This is a genomic window from Flavobacterium degerlachei (genome assembly GCF_900106645.1).
Lineage (GTDB): Bacteria > Bacteroidota > Bacteroidia > Flavobacteriales > Flavobacteriaceae > Flavobacterium > Flavobacterium degerlachei.
The window spans coordinates 58831-83694 of the sequence record NZ_FNMV01000002.1 but is presented as its reverse complement, the minus strand read 5'-3'; the positions used below and the strand labels follow the sequence as shown (position 1 = coordinate 83694).

The following is a 24864-nucleotide window of genomic DNA, read 5'->3' as shown; positions in this document are numbered from 1 at the left end:
AAAAAATAGTGAAATTTTTTGTTTTTGAAAAAATAAATGTAAAAAATTAACCACATTATCATATTTTAACGAAATCGATTTCTTTTACCACTGTTTAAGTAGTTGATTATCGTTATTATGGCTGTTTATGGACTAGTTAGCTATTTCTGTTGCCGGATCTGAGTAGTCTTTACTTCTTTCGCCTGAAATGAACATTTTCTTCTTTTGGAAGTGAATAGAGAAGTGGGCGTAAGTCCATTCGGCATCATTTTCCTCTCTGTTTTTGTACCAAAGTGAGTACACAGCATAATTAAAACCTTTTTGGTATTTGGGTGTGCCGTTTTCAAAACATTCCATTCCCCAGTCGATGTTGGTTTTTGACAAATCATGCAACTGAAAAATCCCTGTTCCATCTGGATTGAGTTGCACGATAGGTTCTGCTTCTCCTGAAAATAAATAAGTTCCCGTTATGGGATAATCAATTGATGTGGTGATGTAATGGATTCCGCCTTTGGCAGTGATTTTTTCTGCTTTTTGTGCATAACTAGCAGTAGCTAAAAGTACTAAGGCTACAATCAGGAAATTAAGGTTTTTCATACTAGATTTGATTTTAAAGAAGGAATCAAATCTAGGTAAAGCTATTTTTTTGAGCAAATAGTATCGCATAAAAAAAGGCGACAAGAAAGTTTTGTTCATTGAATTTCGGAATCTATTCTTTGCTGAGAGATTCCATCATGAGGACTAATTCGATCGTTTCCGGGATTGTGTTTGCAGTTTTTCTTGTTTTACCCTCTTTTTAATAAGGCGATTAAGATTTTTTTCTTTCAATGGCGCTCGATTCTGAATGCAATAGTCCGTATGGTAAACGTGTGATTGCAGGAAATTAATTTGCATTTCGTTCCATTCATCTAAGCTAAGATTAGGATGAAAATGTCTCAGTTCTAAATATAGAATATTTCCTAGGTGCTCAAAATTAGTGGTTCCCAAGTATTCAAGATCTGCATCAGCAAGGATACATTCTAATTTGGTTTTCGGTTGTTGAGGGATAATAGTGGCTCGTATCATATCAGCAATGATTTCAATTTCTTTTATGTTGTATCCGTAATCGGGTAATATATTTTCAGCCATTCGTACGCCTTCTTCCTCGTGTCCCACGTAAATGCCACTGATAAATCCAGCATCATGGAATAGTGCAGCCGTTTTTAGCAATAGAAGTTCATCTTCAGTAATATGCTCATGCTTTGCAATCTGTTCTGCTAATTCTATCACATGTTGTGTGTGTTTCCAGCGGTGATACATTAGAAATGGAGACAATTGCATTTTCAGACTTTCTAGGACGTTTGCGTACAAGGCATTCCAGTTTTTCATAATTTGATAGTATTACAAGGGGCTAAAAATTGATACGTAAACGGCTGATTTTATTGTGTTTTCTGGCTTCTCGATATTATTTAAAGAACTAATGTTTTTGCCTGTTCCTCAGAATGCCGCCACTTGCTTCTTTGATGTATTGAATAAACATAAATGCTCTGGGATCTAATTTTCGTATTTCATCTTTGATTCGAAGGAGTTCAAGTCGGGTGACTACAGTAACGATGATGTCACAATCTACTTTTTTGTCAAAAGTATCTGGCAAATAGCCGCGCTCGCCTTTGATAACTGTGATTCCTTTACCAAATTTTTGCACAATAATCGCTTTAATTTCGTCGCTTTTAGATGAAATAATGTTTAAGGAAGTGTATTGTTCTAAACCATGGGCGATATAATCAAGCGATTTAATGGCCGAAAAATAAGTAACTATTGAATATAAGGCAGTGGCAATCCCAAAGGACCAGGCTGCTGTCAAAAACAACAAGGTATTCATGGCAAAGATAACTTCAGATACGTTTAGACCAATTTTTCGTGTAGTTAACAAGGCCAGAATTTCTACACCATCAGCAGTTGATCCGCTGCGGATGCATAAACCCATTCCAATCCCAATAAGACAACCACCAAAAAGTGCAATCAAAAGACGGTCAGTGGTTACGGCATCAATATGAACAAAAGTCATACTTGCTGCTATTAGTAAAAACGTCATCAAACTTTGTATAGCAAATGTTTTGCCCAGCAACATTTTACCTAAATATAAAAACGGTGAATTTAAACCGAGTACCAGAATTCCAAAAGGTAAATGTGTGATTTCATGTACAAGAATTGAAATACCTATTATACCGCCATCAAGAAATTTATTAGGAATCATAAAGCCTTTTAATGCCAAGGTAATAAACGCCACACCCACTAAATTTAATAGAATATTTTTAGGATGAAGTATTTCTTTCCAGTCTATTGATTGATGGGCAATATTCATGAGGATTAATTTGGATTAAAATCCAATAAATATACCACTTTATTTTAAAAATAAATATTATATTTACCTCGTAATTAGACAGTTGAGTAATTTTTTACTCCTTGGTACCCCAGCCATTTTTAAATTAATAGTTTCTACAGCAGAATATATTAACCTTTAAATAGAGTAATCATGGCAGATGTAATCGTCACACTACATGTTGACACCAGTAAAATTTCAGAAAAAAATGTAGATTCTTGCAGCAATTTTGGGCAAGAACCGGGAATTAGTAACGAAGACTTTTCAACTTTGGCAAAAGTAGGGGATACTATTATCTGGAAAGGAGTATCCAGTAGCACCCCAGAAACGGATATAGTCAATATTACCAAAGTGCATCACCACAGTGGTAATAATGTTTTTAAAGAAGATAACATGAAAGGGCATGGCCATCCTGAAAAAGTTTCTGCAGCTGTGAAGAAAGATACCAATGGTAATCATGAAACGTATACTTTGTTTTTTACAGTTTATAATGGCGAAAAAAAGCGTGGAGGTCAGTACCATATAGACCCCAAACTAGCGATAAATCCATAATGAAACCGCGTGTTTTAAAATATTACTTTAAAGTCATCCTTTTTTTGTTTTCTTTTCATTCGTCTATGTTCGCGCAGGAACAAAAAGTGGCTGATAGCCTTGTTAAAATTTACAGGGAAGGGAACCTTGGAAATATTGAAAAACTCGAATTACTACGAAATTTATCTTTTAATGAAGTAAACGATCTCGACTTATCGCTACGATATGCTGAAGAGCTGATTAGACTATCAAAATTAGAAAACAACTATTTATACCTGCATCGAGGGTATTTTCAAAAAGGAACTAAACTTAGAATTACAGGGAATTTGAATAAGTCCTTAGATGCTTTTTTTAAAAGTGAAGAGGCTGCCACCAAAGCAAAATATATTGCAGGACAAGGAACTGCATTTTCCTCAATTGCTGATGTGTATTCCGTGATGGGGAATTCTAAAAATGCGATGGAATACTACGACAAAGCAATCAGCTTATTGCGAAAAACGAATAATCCTATTGGCTTAGCTTCGGTATTATTAAACGCTGGTGATGAATATTTAAAAGATAAGAAATATGATTTGGCCTTAGCCTATTTTGAAGAGTCAGGAGGTCTTTTTAAAAAGGCTGACTACTTAATTGGTTCTGCTTATAACCTTGGAAACATTGGGATGGTATATGCTGAGCAGGGGAAAAATGATCTAGCAGAAACCTACATAACTGAAGCCATAAAAATTCTGGAAGAGCTAAAGGATTATTACGCGATTTCAGATTATCTAACTTATATGTCAGATATTTATTTGAAGAAAAACGAATGGGTTATTGCAGTCAATTATGCGCAGAGGAGCCTGATACTAGCCCAAAGATATGGCTTGAAGGAACAAATAAGCAACTCTAATCTTAAACTTTCAGAACTGTATCAAAAAAAAGGAGATGACACGAAATCTTTCCAATATTATAAAGATCATATCGCTTATAGAGATAGTGTTACCAATATAAAGTCAGTGCAGCAAATGGCTGATTTAAGAACTGATTTTGAAGTTTCAAAAAAGCAGTCTGAAGTCGACTTACTAAATCAGGGAAAAAAAAACCGACAGATTTTAATGACTTCATCACTTATTTCGCTATTTCTTGTTTTTTTACTTGCACTAGGAATGTACAGGCGGTATAAGTTTGTAGAGAAAACCAATGTCATTATTGAAGAAGAAAAAAATCGATCAGATAGTTTATTGCTTAATATTCTACCGCTGGAAACAGCTTATGAGTTAAAGAAAAACGGAAAAGTATTAGCCAAAAAATTTGAATCAGTGACTGTTTTGTTTACTGACTTTGCAGAGTTTACTCATTATGCTGAAAAGCTTCCTCCAGAGAAATTAGTAGAAATTGTGGATTATTATTTTTCGAAATTTGATACAATTATTGAAAAGTATAATTTGGAAAAAATTAAAACGGTAGGTGACTGTTATATGTGTGCAGGCGGATTGCCTTTTCCAACGAAAGACCATGCTTTTAAAATGGTTTTTGCTGCTTTTGAAATGATTGAATTTGTTAGAGATTCAAGAAATAATAATCCATTAAATCACACCCGTTTTGAAATCCGTATCGGAATTAATTCAGGTCCAGTTGTTGCTGGAGTGGTGGGAACGAAGAAATTTGCTTATGACATTTGGGGTGATTCTGTCAACATCGCTTCCCGCATGGAATCAAACTCTGAGTCCGGAAAAATCAATATTTCTGAAAACACCTATGAGTTGATAAAAGATAGTTTTGATTGTGTTTATAGAGGTGAGGTTGAAGTTAAAAATAGGGGAATGATGAAAATGTACTTCGTAAATAATCCAAAAGCCAATCAATTAACTATTGTTTAATGAAGTAGAAATTTGATTGCTAGCAAGAATGCTTCTACTAAACATTTGTTTTGTCTGACGAAAATTAGGAAATGGAATTCAGGTGTCGTGCAAGATATACACCCATGCTAAAGCAAGATTGAAGTAAATAGCCTCCCGTGGGAGCATCTAAGTCTATCATTTCTCCAATACAATAGTGGTTCTCCATCATTTTCAATTGAAAATTGTCATCTAAGGCATTTAGTTTAATGCCGCCAGTCGTTGATATGGCTTCATCCAATAGTGCAGAAGCCGAGATTTCTATAGGGAGTTTTTTGATGTTTTGTGCTAAAAGTTCCGAGTTGAGGTAGGTTTCTTTCGAAAGAAATATTTTCAAAAGTCCAACTTGCGCAGGGGTCAATTTGAGCTCTTTTTGTAATTTCTCGCTCGTCTTTTTTATGTTTGACTTTTTTATCTTTTGAAGCAAATCATCATAACTCAATGTTGGTTTCAAATCCAGATAGACCGTTGCTTTTTGCTTGTTGTTAAGCTCTTCCCGTATTTGCGGGCTGATGGCATAAATAGCATTTCCCTCTAAACCAAAACGCGTAATCACCATTTCTCCCTTTTGACTTTTATCACCGCAGCTTATGGCTATATTTTTAAGCGCAGTTCCCTCAAATGTATCGATGAAATTACTTTCCCAGTTGACAGCGTAAGCGCAATTTGAGGCTTTAAAAGGAACAACATCAACCCCTTTATTATGGAATAAATTAAGCCAAGTTCCGTCAGAGCCAGTTATTTTCCAGCTGCCGCCGCCAAGGGCAAAAATAGTGTGGTCAGCCTTAATTGCTGTGGAATCATTAAAAACAAGATCATGGTTTGCATTCCAGCCCTTCCAACTATGTTGGTATTGAATAGCAACACCTCGTTTATTGAGGACATCAAGAATTGCGTTTAACACGGCAATTGGCTTGATTCCGCTTTCAGGATATACACGTTTGCTGCTACCTATGTAAGTAGGGATTCCCATGAGGTCAATCCATTTTTGAAAATCGTCATTATCAAAATCGAGTAGGGCTTCCTGAATAAAATCAGATGGAGTATAGCGTTCTATCAGTTGCGCTATGGGTTCAGAATGGGTAAGATTAAATCCGCCTTTTCCGGCCACAAGGAATTTTCTTCCAAGGGTTTTATTTTTTTCAAAAATGCTAACATTGAACTTCTGCGGATCGAGAAATGCGGCGAGTAAAAATGCTGCAGGTCCTCCTCCAATAATTGAGACTGATTTCTTCACCCTGCAAAAATACTCTTTGTTTAAGGATTAAAGCCGTAATCCTTTTTTTATTAGTTGATACGATAGCAAATCAGATATAATCGATCGTGGTTTTGTTTGAATAACTTAAATAGAATCAACGGAGAATTAATTAGTAGGCTCGCTGAATGAATGATGCGTGATAGGGAATTCTGCTGTATATGGAAGTGGTTTTTAGATATAAAATGGAAAGTACGGTCATTCACTGTGAATAGTAGTCGTAATTGGAACAATTGTTAATAATAAGTTAAAGAAATCTTCTTCAATCAATATATTGCCGTTAAAAGATATTTTTGATTCCGAAAACTATAAATAACCAGTAAGTGAATAAATTTCTCGTTTTAACCGCAGTCGCAGCAATTATGCTCGCGCCAACATCGCAATTTGCACAGTCAAAGCGCAAGAAAAATAAGAAAACGGAAGTGGCTGCACCAGCTCCTCCCGAAAAAAAGTCTGAAGTTACCATCAAAGAGTACAGTAAGGTAATTACTAAAGACGCAATTTCTGATCCGGGACTGTTTACAGTTCACAAAGTAGACAAGAAATATTATTTTGAAATCCCTAATGTTCTATTAGATAAGGATATGCTTTTAGTAAGTCGTTTGTCTAAACTCCCTTCTAATTTAGGTGGTGGTTATGTAAATGCAGGTTCAGAGACTAATGAACAACTAATTGTTTGGCAACGTTTTCAGGATAAAATACTTATCAAACTGAAGTCTTATAAATCAGTTGCTAATGATAGTTTGCCCATCAGTATTTCAGTCAAATCAAATAATTACGAACCTACCTTGTTTGCCTTTGATATTGCCGCTTTTAGCAAAGATTCAGCTAACACCGTAATTGATGTAACTAAATTTTACAGTACTGATATGAAATCGATCAGTGGGTTGTCAGGAGCTATGAGGGAGGCCTATAAAGTGAAAGGACTTGATGATTCGAGAAGCTTTATCAATACGATGCGCAGTTTTCCAATGAACATCGAAGTTGTTCAAGATTTTACTTATAATGCTTCAAAACCACCAGTTTTAGAAGATTCTGAAACGATAAGTATTCAGATGAATCAATCGATGATTTTGCTTCCTGAGAAGCAAATGCAACCTCGATTAGCTGACCCAAGAGTAGGATGGTTTACCATGAGCCAATTCGATTATGGAAGCGATGAATTAAAATCAGACAGTAAAACCTATATCCGTCGTTGGAGACTGGAACCTAAAGATCCTGAAGCGTATGCTCGAGGAGAATTAGTGGAACCTATAAAGCCAATCGTATATTATTTAGATCCTGCTACTCCTGAAAAATTGCGTAAATACATCAAACTGGGAATCGAAGAATGGCAAAAGCCTTTTGAAGGAGCTGGATTTAAAAATGCCATCATTGCCAAAGACGCACCAACAAAAGAGGAAGATCCTGATTTTAGTCCAGAAGACATTCGTTATTCAGTGATTCGATATGTTGCGAGCACAACTCGTAATGCGGTAGGTCCAAGTGTAACAGATCCAAGAACGGGAGAGATAATCGAGAGTGATGTGATTTGGTATCACAATCATTTGCGTTCGTACAGAAATAGATATTTATTAGAAACAGGAGCAGCCAATCCTTCTGCACGTACCTTACATACCAGTGACGAAGAAATGGGAGATATGATGCGCATGGTGATAGCACATGAGGTAGGGCACGCACTTGGTTTTCCTCATAATATGGGAGCCAGCTGCGCTTATGAAACGGAAAGCTACAGAGACGGAGCGTTTACGCAAAAAAACGGAATTGCAGCCAGTATAATGGATTATGCGAGATTCAATTACATTGCACAACCAGGTGACAAAAACATTCGTTTTATACGTCAAATGGGAGCTTATGATCATTATGCCGTTAACTGGGGATACCGTGTAATTCCAAATTCAAAATCGCCTGAATCGGAGAGAGCGACATTGGATAAATGGATTTTGGAAAAAACGGCTAATCCAATGTATAAATTCGGAAAACAGAGCAGTAGTTTTGATCCCACTTCACAAACAGAAGATATAGGTGACAATTCTATGAAAGCCAGTACCTACGGTATGAAAAACTTGCAGTTTGTTGCATCTCATTTGTCTCAATGGACTAGTGATGTAACCAATAACTACGAAGATTTAGACGAGTTGTATAAAGAAATGTTAGATGTATGGAGTAGGTATGTGGGGCATGTTGTGACTAATGTGGGTGGAGTACATGAAAACCTTCAAAAGCCGAACCAAAAAGGCAATGTATATGAAATTGTTCCCAAATTGCAGCAACAACAAGCGATGCAGTGGTTGCAGGACAATGCATTTAACGCTCCAACTTGGTTAGTCAATGTTTCGACTTTAAAAAACATAGATTATTCGGGCTATACTGAAATGTTCAGAAATCTGCAGGCACGCCATTTAAATAATGTTTTGAGTTTTGGCCGTATAGGCAGATTAATGGATGCAGAAGTAATGGGGGCCAGTAATTATAAGGCACTTGATTTGCTTCGTGATATGAGAAAGGGGATCTGGAAAGAAGCAATTACGGGAACAAATACGGTTATATACCGTAGAAACCTGCAACGTGCTTACATTGAAAGGATGAACTATTTAATGACCGAAGAAATAAAATCAGATAAATCAGAAGGATATTATAATGTATCGCAATCAGACCTTCAAGCATTAGTGAGAGGAGAACTGAATGTATTAAAAACGATATTAGTTAAAGCAAAAAGTGGCATCCTAAATACTGAAACTAAATACCATTATGAAGACATTATCAAACGAATTGAACTTATTTTAGACCCTAAGTAGTATAAATTGTACATCAATTTGTACAAGTGAATTGTTATTTAAGATTCATTTATTTGATAAATATATATATAAAGCACTTCTGCAAAGAAGTGTTTTTTTGCTTTATAGTTTAAAATAGATAGCGTATAAGCTTTATGTTTCAGTTTTTCTACTATTTTTGTGAGTTATAAAAATAAATTCGCAACAAAAAAAGATAATAATGAAAAAGTCAATTGTAATAGCTTGCTCGGTTCTGGCATTAATGAGTTGTAAAAAAGAAGATAAAGTTCAGGAAATGAAAAAGGAAGTGGCATACGCTACTTTTGGTGATAGTATTTCAGATGAAAATGCTTTGTCAAAAGAAGAGATGTTAGCCAAATTTGGTCAACTTGCTCAGGGAGATACAATTGATGTAAAATTCAAGTCTAAAATAAAAGAAGTTTGTAAGGAGAAAGGATGCTGGATGAGTTTGGATCTATCCAATGATAAAGAAGTGTTTGTTAAGTTTAAGGACTATGCTTTTTTCGTTCCTAAAAATGCTACCGATGAAGAAGTTGTAATTAGCGGAAAAGCGTATGTAAGTGTTGAAAGTATCGAAGATTTGAAACATTATGCCAAAGACGGCGGTAAATCTCAAGCTGCTATCGACAGTATCGTTGCGCCAAAAACAAAGTATTCACTTATGGCTGATGGTGTTTTAATAAAAAAATAATTGAAAAAAAGTATCGGATAATACGGATTTGCAATCAGTGAGCAGTTCAATAATCAATACCAAGATGTATTGATTATCAGTTTTCTTGAACTTTTTCGCTAAGCAGATTCCCTTGGTTTATATACTTAGTAAGCACGGATAAACAGATCCGTGCTATAAGATTAATTTTTATAAAACTTGTTCCTCGACCAGTTCTGCTTTATCTTTTGTTTTAACAATTTTATTTACTTTTATAAAATCAGGCTTCTTACTTTGTGATTCTTCTTTTTGATTTACTTTGAAATTAATCGAATTGAATTCAGTCTTTACAGCTTCTAATTTAGAGGGGCTTGTAAATAGCATTGCATATGCTTCTTTTAATGACCTACTTTTAATTACATCAGAGGAAATGTCCTTCCATTCGTGAAAATTTAAAGTAATCGGGTTATAAGAGTTAATTGGTACCGTAATTCCATAAAGGGTTTGTTCTTCCTCTGCTTCAAAAGTTCCAAAGATTCTGTCCCAAATAATAAGTGTTGACCCAAAGTTCTTATCTAGGTATTTATCATTTGTTGAATGATGCACTCTGTGATGAGAAGGTGTAACAAAGATGTATTCTAGGGGAGCCGGTAATTTTCTAATATATTCCGTATGAATCCAGAATTGATAGAGTACTTCGATTTGATGACATATAAAGAAAAGCACAGGGTCAAATCCCATTAAAACTATTGGAATAAAGAATATGAATTTGATGTGTTGTGTCCAACCCAGCCTAAAAGCCACAGACAAATTGTATTTTTCTGAATTGTGATGTGTAACATGAGTTGCCCACCAAAAACGATTAACATGGGTTAATCTATGTGACCAGTATCTAAAAAAATCTATAGTAATAATGCAAAGAATATATGCCCACCATTCACGTGGGATACTCCAGGGAACGACATTATAAAAAAATAGCATAGTTGCAAAAATCCCTATTTTTAATAAAGCGGAGATACCCACATTCACAAGACCAATAAATGTAGCCGATACAGTATCTAAGCTATTATAATAATCTTTTTTTTGAACAATTGTTAGAATCCACTCTAAGACGACAAGTAAAATCATTGGAATGGCTGCAAGTTCGATAATGTTCAATCCTATTAGTTGATCTAACAGCATTTCCATAGTTAATGGATTTTCTTTCATGTAGTAATATTATAATGGAGTTATTTGGGGTCTTGTTGAGCTTGCTCATTTTTTTAAGGATTCGAAATACGAAACTAGTGAGGGCTATCTGGCTGAATATCCTATTTTGTAAATAGTATGGTGTTTTGCTGTTTCTGCTATAAATTTCGGGCCAAAGCAAAAAAAAAGCTCTTATCTAACTGAATAGATTGATTTTTTCGAAGATAGTTTTTTATACTTTAATGCTACGACAATGTTACGTTAAATTAGTGTCAACGTTCTCAAGCCATTAATTATTGAGAGTTATGAAAACGGTGATTGCACTAAAATCCAGAGCTACGTAAACTACTGTTGGTGGTTTGCTTGCTGTTATTCGAATAATGAAATGCTAGGAGTAAATTAAGTATAATCTTGTCCTGCTGTTGAAGGAAGACAGTAGAGGTAAAGAGAATTAGTAAAGGAATCTCATAAAAAAGAGATCCCTTTTTTTATAAGCCAGTTACAAGTGCTGCGTATTGCTTTTTAATTTAAGTAGGAACTCACTGCAAGCAAGCAACAGAATGTACATTAAGTATAGAAAATAAAGCTTTTATTAAACACATAACACACGAAAAGATTCATTCGCCAGTGGGAGACCTGCTTAGTTCTTGTTATCTTCTGCGATAATTAATTTCAATGAGTTAATATAATCAGTGTCAAATTCGATTACTCTTATTTTGTTTAGCTTAAAATCCATTTCACCGTCAAATTTCCCTTCAGCTCCCAAGAAATCGATAATCAGTTCTTCATCATTGAGTTCAATAAGTTTACCAAGATAAACCGCTTTGTCAGATTTTTTTGCAATTTGGAAAATCTCGTACTTGTTTGCGAGAAAATTAATAATTGTAGGTAAATCATTAAGTGGAATTATTTCTTCAGCACTTGTTTTTAAACCTTTAAGTTTGATTACTCTTTCTGTGAATTCATAATCTTCATCTTGAATAATGGACTTCACATTTTTATTTTTCAAAATGGTGTAACCATCAATTATAAAATCAACGGGATTATTCTTTAGTAGTATCCAATCTTCGGTCCAGTCAATTAGAAAACCAGTAAAGACTTCTTTTTGATCTTCAAATACTATTGAAATTAATTGGCGCAAATATTTTTCCATGATGTTCTGGTGGTTCTAGCCGTTTTTCAAGTTATTAAAACGAGCCTTTTAAGTTTTACGAAAATACAAATTAAAACCGTAATTCTATTCAATTTACAAAGGGATAAATAGATGTTTTAGCTGTAGGTGGATAGCGAGTATTGGGGATTACTATCAATTCTAGCTGCATAAAGTTTCCTGACTTTGCGCTAATTTAAACATTCCAATGATCTATAACAATATGTTATCAGGAGTGTTTTTTGGAACTTTTTAGTTTATAGAATTTTTTTATCGACTTACTATTTCAGGCTAAAAGAAACCAATCTGTGTGGTTACCTTAATTATCAGCCATGTAAACGCTAGGTTTTCATTCTAATTGAAATAGATACTCGATACAATCGAGCATCAGAAGGGAGGAGTATTGTAATTACTTTTCAGAGTCTGCTAACTTCTTCGTATCTACATATTGCTGAAAGGCAGTAATTGCACCTTCGTCATTAAGCGTCCATAGATGTGCGGCTTGTGCATTATAGGTTTTTCCTGTTGCCTTTACTTTACCATCATATCGTAGGGTAGCTAAGACTTTATTATCACTCATGCTGTGAGTTTCAACATCTTTTAACGCAAAGTATTCGTGGTTCGCTCCAAGACGTGCAAATACGCCTTCTAAAATTGCATCTGGACCAATGTAGGGATTGCCGTCTGCAAGCGAATTACTTTCGGCTTCATTCCATTCGATTTTAGAATCCATTGATCCCAAAACAGTGGGCATATCACTAGTTGAAAAAGCTTTGTATAAATTGTCAATTACTTGAAGGTTTTGATTTGCTGTCATGATTTTGTTTTTAGTTTAATTATATTTTTCTAATTATTATTTAAGAACTCAATAATTGCCAGCTGGCTGTAGTAGATTTGTAAGTTTATGAAAGCTAATGTTTTAGGGTATGTAAAAATACGATAAAAAACTGGAATTAAACTAAACATGGAAATGGATAAAGAACTGTTCTGGTGGTAGTTTGGCAGTTTTTAGTTGAGTAATGTGGCGCAATGGGTAAATAGGGGAGATTTCAATGCAACTTTACCAAGCTGAATGAGGAAGCTACGAATGGCTACTAACTGGCAAAGTAATATCATCGGCCAAGATTCATTTTTTTAATGAGCCGCGTTGCAAACGCTATACTTTGTTTTCAAAAAAAAGTAGGTCCTCATTGTAAATGAGAACCAGAGGGGCATAATCATTTTATTGCGCTAGGGCATCACTTTCCAACTCAACAATAATCTCGTTTTTACGATTAAAAAATTCAAATGGAGGATTGTATCCTAAAAAGTAAAATCGATTTGTATAGGCTATTCCTTCGGCATCTAAAGCTGATTTTAATCGCTGTTTGTACTTTTCTATTTTTTCATCATTAGCCCAACCACCAAAGCTGATTGCAGCGACAGTTTTTGCAGGTTCTTCCCGAAATTTAATCTGTGATTGGTTAGGCTGTGGAAGCGTTTCTTTTTTAAATTTCTTTGGAACCATAAACATCATCGTCATGGAGTCGTCCAAAGACATAGCTACAGGCGAAGTCATCGCTATTTTTTCATTCTTTTTATTTCCGCCAAAAATGTATCCTGCTAAAATGGAAAACCCTTTACTAGAAGCATCTTTATATTTATTACCGGATAGTTGCACAGAAGTAAACAAAGTTGCTTCATAGCTGCGTATTTCAAAAGCATCATATTTTTTATTGACTACATAAGGATAGCTTTCAATATTTCTTTGTCCATTTATGGCATAGAGCTGTACAATAATAAAGGCCAAAACGACTACTGCGAGTATGATTAATATTGTTTTCATTGCTTAAATTTAAGTATAAAACTATTTTTGTTTTTAATGACTACCTACATTCTTGCTTCTCAATCAGTTTGCAGCTTATGTAACCGAGTATTTTCGGCTAAACGAAAATACGAATTAAAAATGGTGATTCTACTAAATTTCAATCTACAAGAACAACTGTATGTGCTTTTAGTCGAATAAAGTAGCGTAACGAGTAAATGTGAAGCAATATCTTTGGTCAAGATTCTCTATTTTGGAATGAGCCGCGTTGCAAACGCTACGATTTACCTTTTAATTTAAGTAGGTACTCGCTGCAAGCAAGCACCAGAGTTACGGACAAACGAGCGCCAGAGGGGACGAAGATTCCACTAAACCCGCAGTAAGTACAAACGTGTGTTACCATACATACGGTTTCTCTTTTCGGTTTGATTTTGTCACTTTTAAAAAACAATAATAATGAATAAAAAAGATTTAACACAATTAATTAAATTCTGCGTTGTTAGTTTTCTGTTTTGGTTTTTTTTCTAAGTCTTATTTCTCATTACTTTTAGTAAACCTAAAAGACATAGATATAAGGTTATTGCTAAATAACCACCAAAAACATATTTGTCTGATATTTTGCTTTCTGTCAAAAGATTATATGCAATCATTCTCTTTTCTTTTGGAATAGTTTTTTCAAGTATCGAAAAAGACTTTTCAAGAGTTGAATTATAAACATTTAAACATACAAAACTTGAAAATATTAAAAATAAAACAGAATCTATTTTTCTTGCGTAAAAATCAGGATGATTATATGCTATAAAAGCAAGTCCGCTTACAATCATTAATATTAATCCTGATATAATCGTTTCTAACATATTTCTGTTTTTTTTCGGTTTTCTAAACTTTATGGTAGCGTGTGTTATAGGGCGGTTGTTTTGTCGAAATTGCAATTAAATCGCAAATTTTATACGTTTGTTTGTAGAGTTACAATACTTCAAAATCGTTTATATAACTCTTTTAATATAGAAAAAACACCAATTAGAATCATTATTACAGCACCACGCAACCTAACTTTTGATAATAATTCTCTATATTCTCCTTCAATTTCACACTTTTTTGTTTCATACATATCCCACTTAACAATAAAAAAACAGATAATCACAAAAACAATGAAAGTAACAATTAACGTTGATGAATTTTCATCTTGAATATATTTCATTCTTGCTATTAATTAAAGTTTCGTCGAACAATTTATTGCTTCCTTTTCAAGTTCCAACTTTCACGCTTTAGTTTTTCGTATGTTTATGTTCAGATTCCAACTTTCCGACTTCTGTTGTCGATTCCAATTTTCACGCTTCTGCTTTGTAAACTTTCGGCGGAAACAAATGCTTATTTTCAAATTGGATATACCTGCGTAATTTCGGCACAACTGCCCTATAACTAGTATACAGGACTGGCTCTATCAGACCTATCATCCTTAAATTGGGTAGATAGGTCTGATAAACGGCAGACTTTAGTTATGTTCAAATATAATAATTATTTTCTGACAAATATTGTAATAGCCTTTAATTCACCCATAAAAAAAGCGCTCCTTTTCAGGAACGCTTTCTATATAGTAAATCAACGAAATTATTTTTTATCTATCCACAATCTTGCATTTACAAAAGCTTCGTGCCAAGGAGAAACTTCATCGTTTCTACCTGCCGGGTAATTCGCCCAGTTCCATTGGAAATTAGAACGCTCAATATGTGGCATCATAACTAGGTGACGACCTGTAGTGTCGCAAAGCATTGCTGTATTGTAATCAGATCCGTTTGGATTTGCTGGATAGCTATCATAACCGTATTTACCAACAATTTGGTATTGGTCTTCGGCTAATGGCAAGTTGAATTTTCCTTCACCATGTGATACCCAAACTCCTAATGTCGCTCCAGAAAGCGTAGACAACATCACTGAATTGTTTTCTTGCACCGTAACTGAGGTAAAGATGCTTTCGTGTTTATTGCTGTCATTATGAAGCATTTTTCCGTGTACTTCATGCTCTGGATTAATCACTTCTAATTCCATAAACAACTGGCAACCGTTACAAATTCCAACAGATAAAGTGTCCTCTCTTTTAAAGAAGTTTTTCAATGCTGTATTGGCTTTTTCGTTGTATAAAAATGCTCCTGCCCAACCTTTGGCTGAACCTAAAACATCTGAGTTAGAGAATCCACCTACAGCTCCTATAAATTGAATGTCTTCTAGAGTCTCACGTCCTGAAATCAAGTCAGTCATGTGAACGTCCTTAACGTCAAAACCAGCAAGGTACATCGCATTAGCAACCTCACGCTCAGAGTTACTTCCTTTTTCACGGATAATTGCCGCTTTTGGACGTGGTTTTGAGAAGTCGATTACGGGTTTCTTTCCTGTAAAATGTGCTGGGAAAGTAAACTGTAAAGCTTGGTTTTTATAATTGTCAAAACGCGCTTGCGCTGTTCCGTTTTTAGATTGCTTTTGGTCTAACAAAAATGAAGTTTTAAACCAAATGTCTCTGTATTGTGGGATGCTTAATCCACAAGGACCAAAGTCTAATCTTTCATCAGAGGTTACCGTTCCTAATTTATAGAAAGCAACATCGCTTTGTTTTAATTTATTTTCTAAAGTAGCATCGTCTTTCGCTTGGAAAACAATTCCTATGTTTTCAGCAAATAAATATTTGATGATGTCTTTTTCTTCAAAAACAGAGAAGTCAATTTTAGCTCCCAAATTCAAATCAGCAAAACACATTTCTAATAAAGTTGTGATCAGTCCACCACTTCCTATATCATGTCCAGCAAGAATTTGATCGTCAAGAATTAATTCTTGCATCGTATTGAAGGCTTTTTTGAAAAAAGCGGCGTCCTTAATTGTTGGTGCATCTTTCCCAATAGTATTCAACGTTTGTGCAAAAGACGAACCACCTAATTTGAAATCATCCTGAGAAAGATTGATATAATAAATAGAACCACCGTCTCTTTGTAAAACAGGCTCTACTACTTTGTTGATATCAGTACAATTTCCACCTGCTGAAATGATAACCGTTCCTGGTGCAATCACTTCTTCGTTTGGATATTTTTGTTTCATCGAAAGTGAATCTTTTCCTGTTGGGATATTGATTCCTAATTCAATTGCAAAATTAGAACAGCTTTCTACCGCTGCGTATAAACGAGCGTCTTCACCTTCATTTTTACAAGCCCACATCCAGTTAGCCGAAAGTGAAATTCCTTCCAAACCATTTTTGATGGGTGCCCAAACAATATTTGATAATGCTTCGGCAATGGCAGTTCTGCTTCCTGCAACAGGATCAATCAATGCCGCAACGGGCGAATGCCCTATTGAAGTCGCAACACCTTCTTTACCTAAATAATCCAAGGCCATTACACCACAGTTATTTAATGGTAATTGCAAAGGTCCGGTAGTTTGTTGTTTGGCTACTTTTCCACCTACACAACGGTCTACTTTGTTTGTTAACCAGTCTTTACAAGCCACTGCTTCTAACTGCAATACTTGTTCTAAGTAGGTTGATATTTTTTTAATGCTGTATTCTAAATCAGCGTAATTTCGATCGATTGTTTTATCAGTCATTACCACTTTAGGAGAACTTCCAAAAAAGTCTTCCAATGCAAAATCCATCGGTTTAGCACCAGTTGTTTTTGATTCGAAAGTAAAACGATGGTCGCCCGTCACGTCACCTACTTGATACATTGGAGAACGCTCTCTGTCAGCGATTCTTTGTAAAGTGTCAATGTCTTTTTGACCAATAACTAATCCCATTCTTTCTTGAGACTCGTTACCGATTATTTCTTTTGCTGATAGAGTAGGGTCACCCACTGGCAATTTGTCTAAATCAATTAATCCACCTGTATCTTCAACTAATTCCGAAAGACAGTTTAAGTGTCCTCCAGCTCCGTGATCATGAATCGATACAATTGGGTTGTTGTCGCTTTCTACCAATCCACGAATGGCATTAGCAGCACGTTTTTGCATTTCTGGATTCGAACGTTGGATTGCATTTAATTCAATACCTGAACTAAAAGCACCAGTGTCAGCAGAAGAAACTGCAGCACCACCCATTCCGATTCTATAATTTTCTCCACCCAAGATGACAATTTTGTCCCCTGTTTGTGGTTTTTTCTTGATGGCTTGGTCTAATTTTCCGTATCCAATTCCACCAGCTTGCATAATCACTTTATCGAAACCTAATTTACGAGCATCTTCTTCATGTTCGAAAGTCAGGACAGAACCTGTAATTAACGGTTGTCCGAATTTGTTTCCAAAATCAGAAGCTCCGTTAGAAGCTTTAATCAATATATCCATTGGGGTTTGGTACAACCATTTTCTTTCGGTCATTCCGTTTTCCCAGGGTCTGTTTTCTTCTAATCTTGAGTAAGAAGTCATATAAACCGCTGTTCCTGCTAATGGCAAAGAACCTTGTCCACCTGCTAAACGGTCACGAATTTCTCCTCCTGAACCTGTTGCCGCTCCATTGAAAGGTTCTACAGTTGTTGGGAAATTATGCGTTTCAGCTTTTAATGAAATAACAGAATCAAAATCCTTTACTTCATAAAAATCAGGTTTGTCAGCGCTTTTTGGAGCGAATTGTTGTACGCGTGGTCCTTTTACGAATGCCACGTTATCTTTATATGCTGAAACAATATCGTGTGGATTTTCAGCAGAAGTTTTCTTGATTAGTTTGAATAAAGAAGATTCTTTTTCAACACCATCAATTATAAATTTCCCGTTGAAAATCTTGTGACGACAATGCTCTGAATTGGCTTGTGAAAAACCAAAAACTTCAGAATCCGTTAATTTACGACCTAATTTAGTTGCTAAATTATCCAAGTATTCCACTTCTTCCGGGCTCAAAGCTAAGCCTTCGGCTTTATTATAAGCTGCGATATCATCAATGTCCAAAATAGGTTCTGGTTTGATATCGATGGTGAAAATATCTTGATTTAATTCGGAATATTTTTGAGAAAGCATCGGGTCAAAATCAGTGAAATCAGCCGTTGCTTTGTGAAATTCTTCGATTCGAATGATACCTGAAATCCCCATATTTTGAGTAATCTCAACAGCATTGGTACTCCAAGGCGTAATCATTGTGGCACGAGGACCAACAAAAAAATCCGTCAATACGGATTTTTCTATTTTATGGGAGTCGGCAAAAAGCCAATTGAGTTTTGAAATGTCTTGAGCCGAAATTTCGTTTTGCGATTGTACTGCAAAAACAGTTTTGCTTTGGTTTTCAAAGAAATGGATCATTGTTGTGTAGTTTGTTGTATTACGGTGCAAATTTAGTTTAAAAAAGTAGTAAGAGCAAATGTGAAATACAAAGTATTTAACAAAATCGAACAATTAAATAAATACTGAAAATCGCTTTATTTATCTTTGAGTTTTTAGCTTTTTAATTTTCGAATTTGCGGTCTTTTTTTTATTTTTCGTTTGTGAAAATCACTTTATTTCGGAAATGGTTTACTTTGATAGGCTCCCAAATCTGGAGGCAAAGTTCTGCTGTTTCCTATAATGTCAATTGGAATCAGGAAAGCCGAATTCCCTTTTGCGAAAGCGGCAGAAGCAGCTTCAATATTGAGTTTGTTCTGAGCTAGGTTATAAAACTTCGGACTTTCATTTAAAACGATGGCGTTGTAATGAACAGCGTCTGTTTGAAATTGATAGTCGGGATTCGTTGTAGCCGAATCATATTTAATCAAACAATTGTTGAATTGGTAGTTAAAAGCAGCGGTCGTTTTTTTGCTTAAAGCCAATTCGTTAGCATAAGAACCGTAAATAATGCAGTTGTTAAAAGTGGCTTGTGTCAAATCTTTAGCCTCAGGAATAGCACCAATACTGTAGTTATTTATGGAAACGGCAACTTGCGAGGAGCTGTTCCAGTTATTATTGAAGGTAGAATGGGTAAATTTATAATCTCCACCGTAAGAACAGCTTAATCCAGCCAAACCAGCAGAATTGATTACAATGTTTTCGCCTTCTATTTTTGCGGTCTGCGCCAAAATACCATAGTTGGATGAATCGTAAATTTGGGTGTTTTTAATCGAAACTTTCGTTCCGTTATTGTTTTGAATTAACAGTCCAATAGTGGCGTTTTTAATCGTTAAATGATTTATAGCATTGTTTGTGCTTCCGTCAGTAAGCCAGATTGTTCCCCATTGTCCAGGAACATTAGAATATTCTGGCTCCAGGCGGTCGCCTTCAAAAATCACTTCTTTTTCCAAGGCTTCAGTTATTGATTGGGTTCCGTTTACGTTTATAGTAGCATTGTTGCTTACAATGAGTCCTGAATTGGCGTGAAAATGAACGCGGCTTCCCGCTTCAAAAACAGCTTTTTTTCCTGAAGGAACAGCTGCGTAACCATAGATTACGTACGGTTTTTTATTGGTAAATAGGAGTTCGTTACCATTTACAGGATCATTTTCATCGAGGTAAAAACCTTCAATTTTTTGATCACCAATAGGAAGCGTTTCTTTAGTTCCATCAGCAAAACGTTTTGGATATAAGAAAACTGCATCTTGTATGAGTGTCACCAGTTCTACTTTTTGGAGATTAGTTCCGGCATCAAACTCAATCTGGTCTGTATAAAGAAAATCAGTTGGGTTTGCGTCAGTAATATCGGCGGTAGTTTCTATGAAAATATAAAGACTGTCTTTAGCTAAAAGAGTAATGTTATCGAAAAGCTTTCCTTGGGTACCTTGCATACCATCAACAGTCATGCGATATTTAGAGTTTAATCCCTTTGCTAGTTTTATAGTAGGAATGCTGATATCGTTTTTACTGTTATTATACACTTTTAGTCTGTAAGTGCTGGAACCAATATTTGTAAAAACGGTATCCAAGTATATGGTGTCTTTTGAAAAGGTCAAATCGCCCGAGCTGGCTACCGTTTCAAAATCAGAACGGCAAGAGCCAAGAGCTAGAAATAAGCCAATAAAAAGTAAAAAGGAGATGGAACGCATTTAGTTTCATTTTTTGTAAAAATAGGAAAAATCTATTTTGAAATCAGAATAACAATTGTAATTACTGTTATGTGTATCATCTTTTATTTATTTTTACATTCTATAAAATGAGACAAATGACATTAGACAAAGATAAAATGCTTCAGTATTGCAATGATTTTTCAAAAAACACGCTGATGCAAACCTTAAATATTGAGTTCATAGACGCTGGAGAAGGCTTTCTTGTTGCTAAAATGCCTGTTAATCCATCTGTTCACCAACCAATGGGATTATTGCACGGTGGAGCTTCAGTGGCTTTGGCCGAAAGTGTGGGAAGTGCAGCTTCCCATTTTTTTATTAATGATACCGAGCAGGAGGTACGCGGAATCGAAATTTCAGCCAATCATTTAAAAAGTATTCGAGAAGGTGTAGTTTACGGAACGGCTAGAATTATCCACAAAGGAAGAACGCTGCATCTTTGGGAAATTAAGGTTACTGACGAGGCTGGTAACTTAATATCGCTCTGTAAATTGACGAATATGGTTTTGACCAAAGAAAAAAAACAATAAAAAAGAGTCGTGAATTTGGTGAAATTTAATTTTAAACAAATTAATTATGATTGATTTTTTTATAAAAGTAAAACAGCAGGAATCGCAAAACTTACCTTTTGTGATTTACAGGAAACCCAGCAAAACAAAGTTAATTGGTCTTTTTCAGAAAAATGACCATTTGTATTTTGCGGAAGATTTTAAGGAAACGGGATTTGTATTTGCGCCTTTTAACGGCAATCAGAATATTCTTATTCCCAAAAAAGAGTCCGTATTATGGGAAGCTGAGTTAACTGCTTTTAAAGGGAATTGCGATGCAAATATTGAATATCCTGAAAATAATAAAGACCAAGAACATTTTGAATCACTGGTCCAAAAAGGAGTTGATGCTACAGCAAGCGGTGTTTTTAAGAAAGTAGTTTTATCAAGAAAGGAAATTATTGACCTGCCTAATTTTGATTTGGTTTCAGTCTTTAAAAAATTAATATACAGTTATCCTGATGCTTTTTGTTACTGTTGGTACCATCCTAAAATTGGTTTATGGATTGGCGCTACACCAGAACGGTTGTTGAAAGCCAGTAAGAAGAAGTTTTTTACAATGGCTCTAGCAGGGACACAAAATTATGAAGATACTATTGATGTTGCCTGGGAGAAAAAAGAAATAGAAGAACAGCAATTTGTGACTGATTTTATTTTGGATAATATAAAAACTCTAACAAGAGAAGTCGCAATTTCAAGTCCATATACTTTGAAAGCTGGTGGTGTATTGCATATTAAAACAGATATTGAAGGTAAACTAAATAAGGATTCTAATATGAAACAAGTAGTTTCTGTTTTGCATCCAACACCTGCCGTTTGTGGTTTGCCAAAAGAATCTTCCAGAAATTTTATTTTAGAAAATGAAAAGTATGATAGAGAATATTATACTGGATTTTTAGGAGAGATAAATAAGAAGGAGTTTTCTAAAGACACATCTAAAACTGATTTGTATGTGAATTTAAGATGCATGCAAATTACAAACAAAGAGGCTCATTTATATGTGGGCTGTGGTATTACTAAAGACAGTATCCCTGAAAATGAATGGAAAGAAAGTGTCAATAAATCAATGACAATGAAAAGGGTGTTGTAAAGGAGAGAATAAAGAAAATAGAGTATAGAGAAGAGAATATTGAGGAAAGAGAGTATAGAAAAGAGAGTAAAGACAATAGTTGGTCGTGAGAAGATATCATTCAACAATAATAGGAATCAATAATAAAAGAAGAATAAAATGAAACTAGATATATTAGCTTTTGGAGCACATCCAGATGATGTGGAATTGGGTTGTGCAGGAACTATTTTAAAAGAAATCTCCTTAGGAAAAACAGTAGGGATTGTAGATTTAACACGTGGGGAATTAGGAACACGAGGTTCAGCAGAAATTAGAGATCAAGAAGCTAATGCTGCTGCTAAAATTCTAGGGGTTTCTGTAAGAGAAAATCTAGAGATGCGTGATGGGTTTTTTGTAAACGACGAAGAACACCAATTGCAAATCATAAAAATGATTCGCAAGTATAAACCTGAGATTGTATTGTGCAACGCAATTGATGATCGTCATATTGACCACGGAAAAGGAAGTAAGTTGGTTTCTGATTCTTGTTTCTTGTCGGGGTTGATGAAAATAGAAACGGAACTAGAAGGGGAGAAGCAAACCGCTTGGAGACCTAAACTAGTTTATCATTACATTCAATGGAAAAATATTGAGCCTGATTTCGTAGTAGACATTACTGGATTTACCGATAGAAAAACGGAATCTATTTTGGCTTACGGCTCGCAGTTTTACGATCCGTCTTCAAAGGAACCGGAGTCGCCAATTTCGTCTAAAAATTTCTTAGAAAGCCTTAATTACCGTACTAGGGATTTAGGAAGGCTTGCTGGAGTAGATCACGCTGAAGGTTTTACTGTAGAAAGATATTTGGCAGTCAATAGCTTAGCAGATTTGAAGTAAATTTGCTGAATTTTTTTAAAAAAAATATTTGCAGAAGTAAACTTTAGTTGTATCTTTGCCACCGCTAAGCAAATGGTGGTTGTAGCTCAGTTGGTTAGAGCATCGGTTTGTGGTACCGAGGGTCGCGGGTTCGAGCCCCGTCTCCCACCCAGAAAGCAAAAGCTTCGAAGAAATTCGAGGCTTTTTTTGTACGCCTATTTTGAGCAATGGGCAGTCATAAAAAAACCTGCAACTAATTAAAGTTGCAGGTTTTTAGTTTTATAAAAGGGAGCGCTTATTTCAAGCTTCCTACCATATCTTCAGGTTTTACCCATAGATCAAAATCCTCTGCAGTTACATATCCTAAACGAACTGCCTCTTCTTTTAAAGTGGTTCCGTTTTTATGTGCTGTTTGAGCAATTTCAGCTGATTTGTAGTATCCTATTTTAGTATTTAAAGCGGTTACAAGCATCAATGAGTTGTCAACTAGTTCTTTGATACGTTTGTAGTTTGGTTCAATACCTTGAGCGCAATGTTCGTCAAACGACATACAAGCATCTCCTAATAAACGTGCCGATTGCAAGAAGTTAGCAGCCATTACTGGCTTAAACACATTCAATTCATAATGACCCTGCATTCCACCAACAGTGATAGCAACATCATTCCCTATAACTTGAGCGCAAACCATTGTCAATGCTTCACATTGTGTAGGGTTTACTTTTCCTGGCATGATTGAAGAACCAGGCTCATTTTCAGGGATGATTAATTCACCAATTCCTGAACGTGGTCCTGAAGCAAGCATACGGATATCATTAGCGATTTTGTTTAATGAAACGGCTAACTGTTTTAAAGCACCATGAGACTCAACAATAGCATCATGGGCAGCTAGGGCTTCAAATTTGTTTTCGGCTGTTACGAAAGGATGTCCTGTGAATTCAGCGATGTATTCTGCTACTTTCGCATCATATCCTGCAGGTGTATTCAAACCTGTTCCTACTGCAGTTCCTCCTAATGCTACTTCAGATAAGTGAGCTAAGGTATTTTTAACAGCTTTTAAGCCGTAATTCAATTGTGCTACATATCCTGAAAGCTCTTGACCAACAGTAAGCGGAGTAGCATCCATAAGGTGCGTACGACCAATCTTCACTACGTTTTTGAATTCAGTAGCTTTAGCGTGTAAAGTGTCTCTTAGTTTCTCCACTCCCGGGATTGTGATTTCAACCACTGACTTATAAGCAGCGATGTGCATTCCTGTAGGGAAAGTATCGTTTGAAGACTGTGACTTGTTTACGTCATCATTAGCTTTGATGAATTGCTCGCCTTCGCCAATTTCAAAACCTTTCAATACTTGGGCGCGATTCGCAACCACTTCATTTACGTTCATGTTACTTTGAGTACCTGAACCTGTTTGCCAGATAACCAATGGAAATTGATCGTCTAGTTTACCTGCAAGGATTTCGTCGCAAACTGCTGCGATTGCATCTCTTTTTTCTGCTGGTAAAACACCTAAATCACAGTTGGCGAAAGCAGCTGCTTTTTTTAGATAAGCAAAACCTTCGATAATTTCTTTTGGCATTGAAGCCGACGCACCTATTTTAAAATTGTTTCTAGAACGTTCTGTTTGTGCTCCCCAATATTTATCAGCTGGAACCTGCACTTCACCCATGGTGTCTTTTTCTATTCTGAATTTCATTTTACTGTTTATTTGTGTGTTTAATTTTTAGTTGAATTTCCATTGCTTCCAATGGTGTTTTTTAATGTTCGAATTTTTTTTTAGCCCCGATAGCAGTGGAAATCCCACGTTTTT

20 protein-coding genes and 1 tRNA gene are annotated in these 24864 nt (G+C 35.4%); 8 read left to right on the top strand and 13 right to left on the bottom strand.

Annotated features, from left to right (window positions below; translation table 11 throughout):
- Nucleotides 1-132: 132 nt before the first annotated feature.
- The 3 genes from BLV91_RS02520 to BLV91_RS02510 all read right to left on the bottom strand — a co-directional run bounded on the left by BLV91_RS02520 (nt 133) and on the right by BLV91_RS02510 (nt 2323).
- Nucleotides 133-576 carry a hypothetical protein gene (locus BLV91_RS02520; protein ID WP_091429285.1) on the bottom strand — a complete coding sequence of 148 codons (444 nt, stop codon included), beginning with the start codon at nt 574-576 and terminating at the stop codon, nt 133-135.
- A gap of 144 nt (nt 577-720) precedes the next feature.
- The gene (locus tag BLV91_RS02515; protein ID WP_091429283.1) at nt 721-1347 is read right to left on the bottom strand and encodes an HD domain-containing protein; all 627 of its coding nucleotides are present in this window, start codon (nt 1345-1347) and stop codon (nt 721-723) included.
- 88 nt (nt 1348-1435) lie between these two features.
- Nucleotides 1436-2323: a YitT family protein gene (locus BLV91_RS02510; RefSeq protein ID WP_091429281.1), complete on the bottom strand. Its 888-nt coding sequence runs from the start codon at nt 2321-2323 to the stop codon at nt 1436-1438.
- A 171-nt stretch (nt 2324-2494) separates the two neighbouring features.
- On the opposite strand from BLV91_RS02510, the gene BLV91_RS02505 reads away from it, so the two are divergent.
- The gene (locus tag BLV91_RS02505; protein WP_091429279.1) at nt 2495-2893 is read left to right on the top strand and encodes a hypothetical protein; all 399 of its coding nucleotides are present in this window, start codon (nt 2495-2497) and stop codon (nt 2891-2893) included.
- Nucleotides 2894-2979: 86 nt separating this feature from the next.
- Nucleotides 2980-4731 (top strand): adenylate/guanylate cyclase domain-containing protein, encoded by a 1752-nt coding sequence (locus tag BLV91_RS02500; protein ID WP_317039672.1) that lies wholly within the window; start codon nt 2980-2982, stop codon nt 4729-4731.
- A 64-nt stretch (nt 4732-4795) separates the two neighbouring features.
- Here the strand turns inward: BLV91_RS02500 and BLV91_RS02495 are convergent, their stop codons facing one another.
- Entirely contained in the window at nt 4796-5986 is a 1191-nt protein-coding gene (locus tag BLV91_RS02495) for a BaiN/RdsA family NAD(P)/FAD-dependent oxidoreductase (RefSeq protein WP_091429275.1), read from the bottom strand.
- A gap of 341 nt (nt 5987-6327) precedes the next feature.
- Here BLV91_RS02495 and BLV91_RS02490 point away from each other — a divergent pair, with 341 nt between their 5' ends.
- On the top strand, nt 6328-8802 hold the full coding sequence (locus BLV91_RS02490; protein WP_091429272.1) for a zinc-dependent metalloprotease: 2475 nt from the start codon (nt 6328-6330) through the stop codon (nt 8800-8802).
- Between the two features lie 199 nt (nt 8803-9001).
- Entirely contained in the window at nt 9002-9493 is a 492-nt protein-coding gene (locus BLV91_RS02485) for a DUF4920 domain-containing protein (RefSeq protein WP_091429269.1), read from the top strand.
- Nucleotides 9494-9661: 168 nt separating this feature from the next.
- Here the strand turns inward: BLV91_RS02485 and BLV91_RS02480 are convergent, their stop codons facing one another.
- The 8 genes from BLV91_RS02480 to BLV91_RS02445 form a co-directional block, all read right to left on the bottom strand.
- Nucleotides 9662-10660, bottom strand: a complete 999-nt coding sequence (locus BLV91_RS02480; protein WP_091429267.1) for a sterol desaturase family protein — start codon at nt 10658-10660, stop codon at nt 9662-9664.
- 619 nt (nt 10661-11279) lie between these two features.
- Entirely contained in the window at nt 11280-11792 is a 513-nt protein-coding gene (locus BLV91_RS02475) for a hypothetical protein (RefSeq protein ID WP_091429265.1), read from the bottom strand.
- Between the two features lie 406 nt (nt 11793-12198).
- Nucleotides 12199-12606: a nuclear transport factor 2 family protein gene (locus tag BLV91_RS02470; protein WP_091429261.1), complete on the bottom strand. Its 408-nt coding sequence runs from the start codon at nt 12604-12606 to the stop codon at nt 12199-12201.
- A gap of 405 nt (nt 12607-13011) precedes the next feature.
- Nucleotides 13012-13614: an SOUL family heme-binding protein gene (locus BLV91_RS02465; protein WP_091429259.1), complete on the bottom strand. Its 603-nt coding sequence runs from the start codon at nt 13612-13614 to the stop codon at nt 13012-13014.
- Between the two features lie 503 nt (nt 13615-14117).
- Nucleotides 14118-14450, bottom strand: a complete 333-nt coding sequence (locus BLV91_RS02460; protein WP_091429257.1) for a hypothetical protein — start codon at nt 14448-14450, stop codon at nt 14118-14120.
- Between the two features lie 119 nt (nt 14451-14569).
- A complete protein-coding gene (locus BLV91_RS02455) occupies nt 14570-14794 on the bottom strand; it encodes a hypothetical protein (protein WP_091429255.1) in 225 nt (74 codons plus the stop codon).
- A 410-nt stretch (nt 14795-15204) separates the two neighbouring features.
- Complete coding sequence (gene purL, locus BLV91_RS02450) at nt 15205-18858, bottom strand: phosphoribosylformylglycinamidine synthase (protein WP_091429253.1); 3654 nt, start codon at nt 18856-18858, stop codon at nt 15205-15207.
- 194 nt (nt 18859-19052) lie between these two features.
- Complete coding sequence (locus tag BLV91_RS02445; protein WP_091429250.1) at nt 19053-20567, bottom strand: hypothetical protein; 1515 nt, start codon at nt 20565-20567, stop codon at nt 19053-19055.
- A 116-nt stretch (nt 20568-20683) separates the two neighbouring features.
- Between BLV91_RS02445 and BLV91_RS02440 the strand changes: the two genes are divergently transcribed.
- The 4 genes from BLV91_RS02440 (at nt 20684) to BLV91_RS02425 (ending at nt 23228) form a co-directional block, all read left to right on the top strand.
- Nucleotides 20684-21115 carry a PaaI family thioesterase gene (locus tag BLV91_RS02440; protein ID WP_091429248.1) on the top strand — a complete coding sequence of 144 codons (432 nt, stop codon included), beginning with the start codon at nt 20684-20686 and terminating at the stop codon, nt 21113-21115.
- Nucleotides 21116-21161: 46 nt separating this feature from the next.
- The gene (locus BLV91_RS02435) at nt 21162-22223 is read left to right on the top strand and encodes an isochorismate synthase (protein WP_091429245.1); all 1062 of its coding nucleotides are present in this window, start codon (nt 21162-21164) and stop codon (nt 22221-22223) included.
- Nucleotides 22224-22361: 138 nt separating this feature from the next.
- Entirely contained in the window at nt 22362-23078 is a 717-nt protein-coding gene (bshB1, locus tag BLV91_RS02430; protein WP_091429243.1) for a bacillithiol biosynthesis deacetylase BshB1, read from the top strand.
- A 74-nt stretch (nt 23079-23152) separates the two neighbouring features.
- A tRNA-His gene (locus BLV91_RS02425) sits at nt 23153-23228 on the top strand.
- Between the two features lie 124 nt (nt 23229-23352).
- On the opposite strand, the gene fumC is transcribed toward BLV91_RS02425, so the two are convergent.
- A complete protein-coding gene (gene fumC, locus BLV91_RS02420; protein WP_091429241.1) occupies nt 23353-24750 on the bottom strand; it encodes a class II fumarate hydratase in 1398 nt (465 codons plus the stop codon).
- Between the last annotated feature and the right edge of the window lie 114 nt (nt 24751-24864).

Coding starts and splice junctions, on each gene's coding strand:
- BLV91_RS02520 (WP_091429285.1), bottom strand. CDS start 576: ATGAAAAACCTTAATTTCCTGATTGTAGCCTTAGTACTTTTAGCTACT.
- BLV91_RS02515 (WP_091429283.1), bottom strand. CDS start 1,347: ATGAAAAACTGGAATGCCTTGTACGCAAACGTCCTAGAAAGTCTGAAA.
- BLV91_RS02510 (WP_091429281.1), bottom strand. CDS start 2,323: ATGAATATTGCCCATCAATCAATAGACTGGAAAGAAATACTTCATCCT.
- BLV91_RS02505 (WP_091429279.1), top strand. CDS start 2,495: ATGGCAGATGTAATCGTCACACTACATGTTGACACCAGTAAAATTTCA.
- BLV91_RS02485 (WP_091429269.1), top strand. CDS start 9,002: ATGAAAAAGTCAATTGTAATAGCTTGCTCGGTTCTGGCATTAATGAGT.
- BLV91_RS02480 (WP_091429267.1), bottom strand. CDS start 10,660: ATGAAAGAAAATCCATTAACTATGGAAATGCTGTTAGATCAACTAATA.
- BLV91_RS02475 (WP_091429265.1), bottom strand. CDS start 11,792: ATGGAAAAATATTTGCGCCAATTAATTTCAATAGTATTTGAAGATCAA.
- BLV91_RS02470 (WP_091429261.1), bottom strand. CDS start 12,606: ATGACAGCAAATCAAAACCTTCAAGTAATTGACAATTTATACAAAGCT.
- BLV91_RS02465 (WP_091429259.1), bottom strand. CDS start 13,614: ATGAAAACAATATTAATCATACTCGCAGTAGTCGTTTTGGCCTTTATT.
- BLV91_RS02460 (WP_091429257.1), bottom strand. CDS start 14,450: ATGTTAGAAACGATTATATCAGGATTAATATTAATGATTGTAAGCGGA.
- BLV91_RS02455 (WP_091429255.1), bottom strand. CDS start 14,794: ATGAAATATATTCAAGATGAAAATTCATCAACGTTAATTGTTACTTTC.
- purL (WP_091429253.1), bottom strand. CDS start 18,858: ATGATCCATTTCTTTGAAAACCAAAGCAAAACTGTTTTTGCAGTACAA.
- BLV91_RS02445 (WP_091429250.1), bottom strand. CDS start 20,567: ATGCGTTCCATCTCCTTTTTACTTTTTATTGGCTTATTTCTAGCTCTT.
- BLV91_RS02440 (WP_091429248.1), top strand. CDS start 20,684: ATGACATTAGACAAAGATAAAATGCTTCAGTATTGCAATGATTTTTCA.
- BLV91_RS02435 (WP_091429245.1), top strand. CDS start 21,162: ATGATTGATTTTTTTATAAAAGTAAAACAGCAGGAATCGCAAAACTTA.
- bshB1 (WP_091429243.1), top strand. CDS start 22,362: ATGAAACTAGATATATTAGCTTTTGGAGCACATCCAGATGATGTGGAA.
- fumC (WP_091429241.1), bottom strand. CDS start 24,750: ATGAAATTCAGAATAGAAAAAGACACCATGGGTGAAGTGCAGGTTCCA.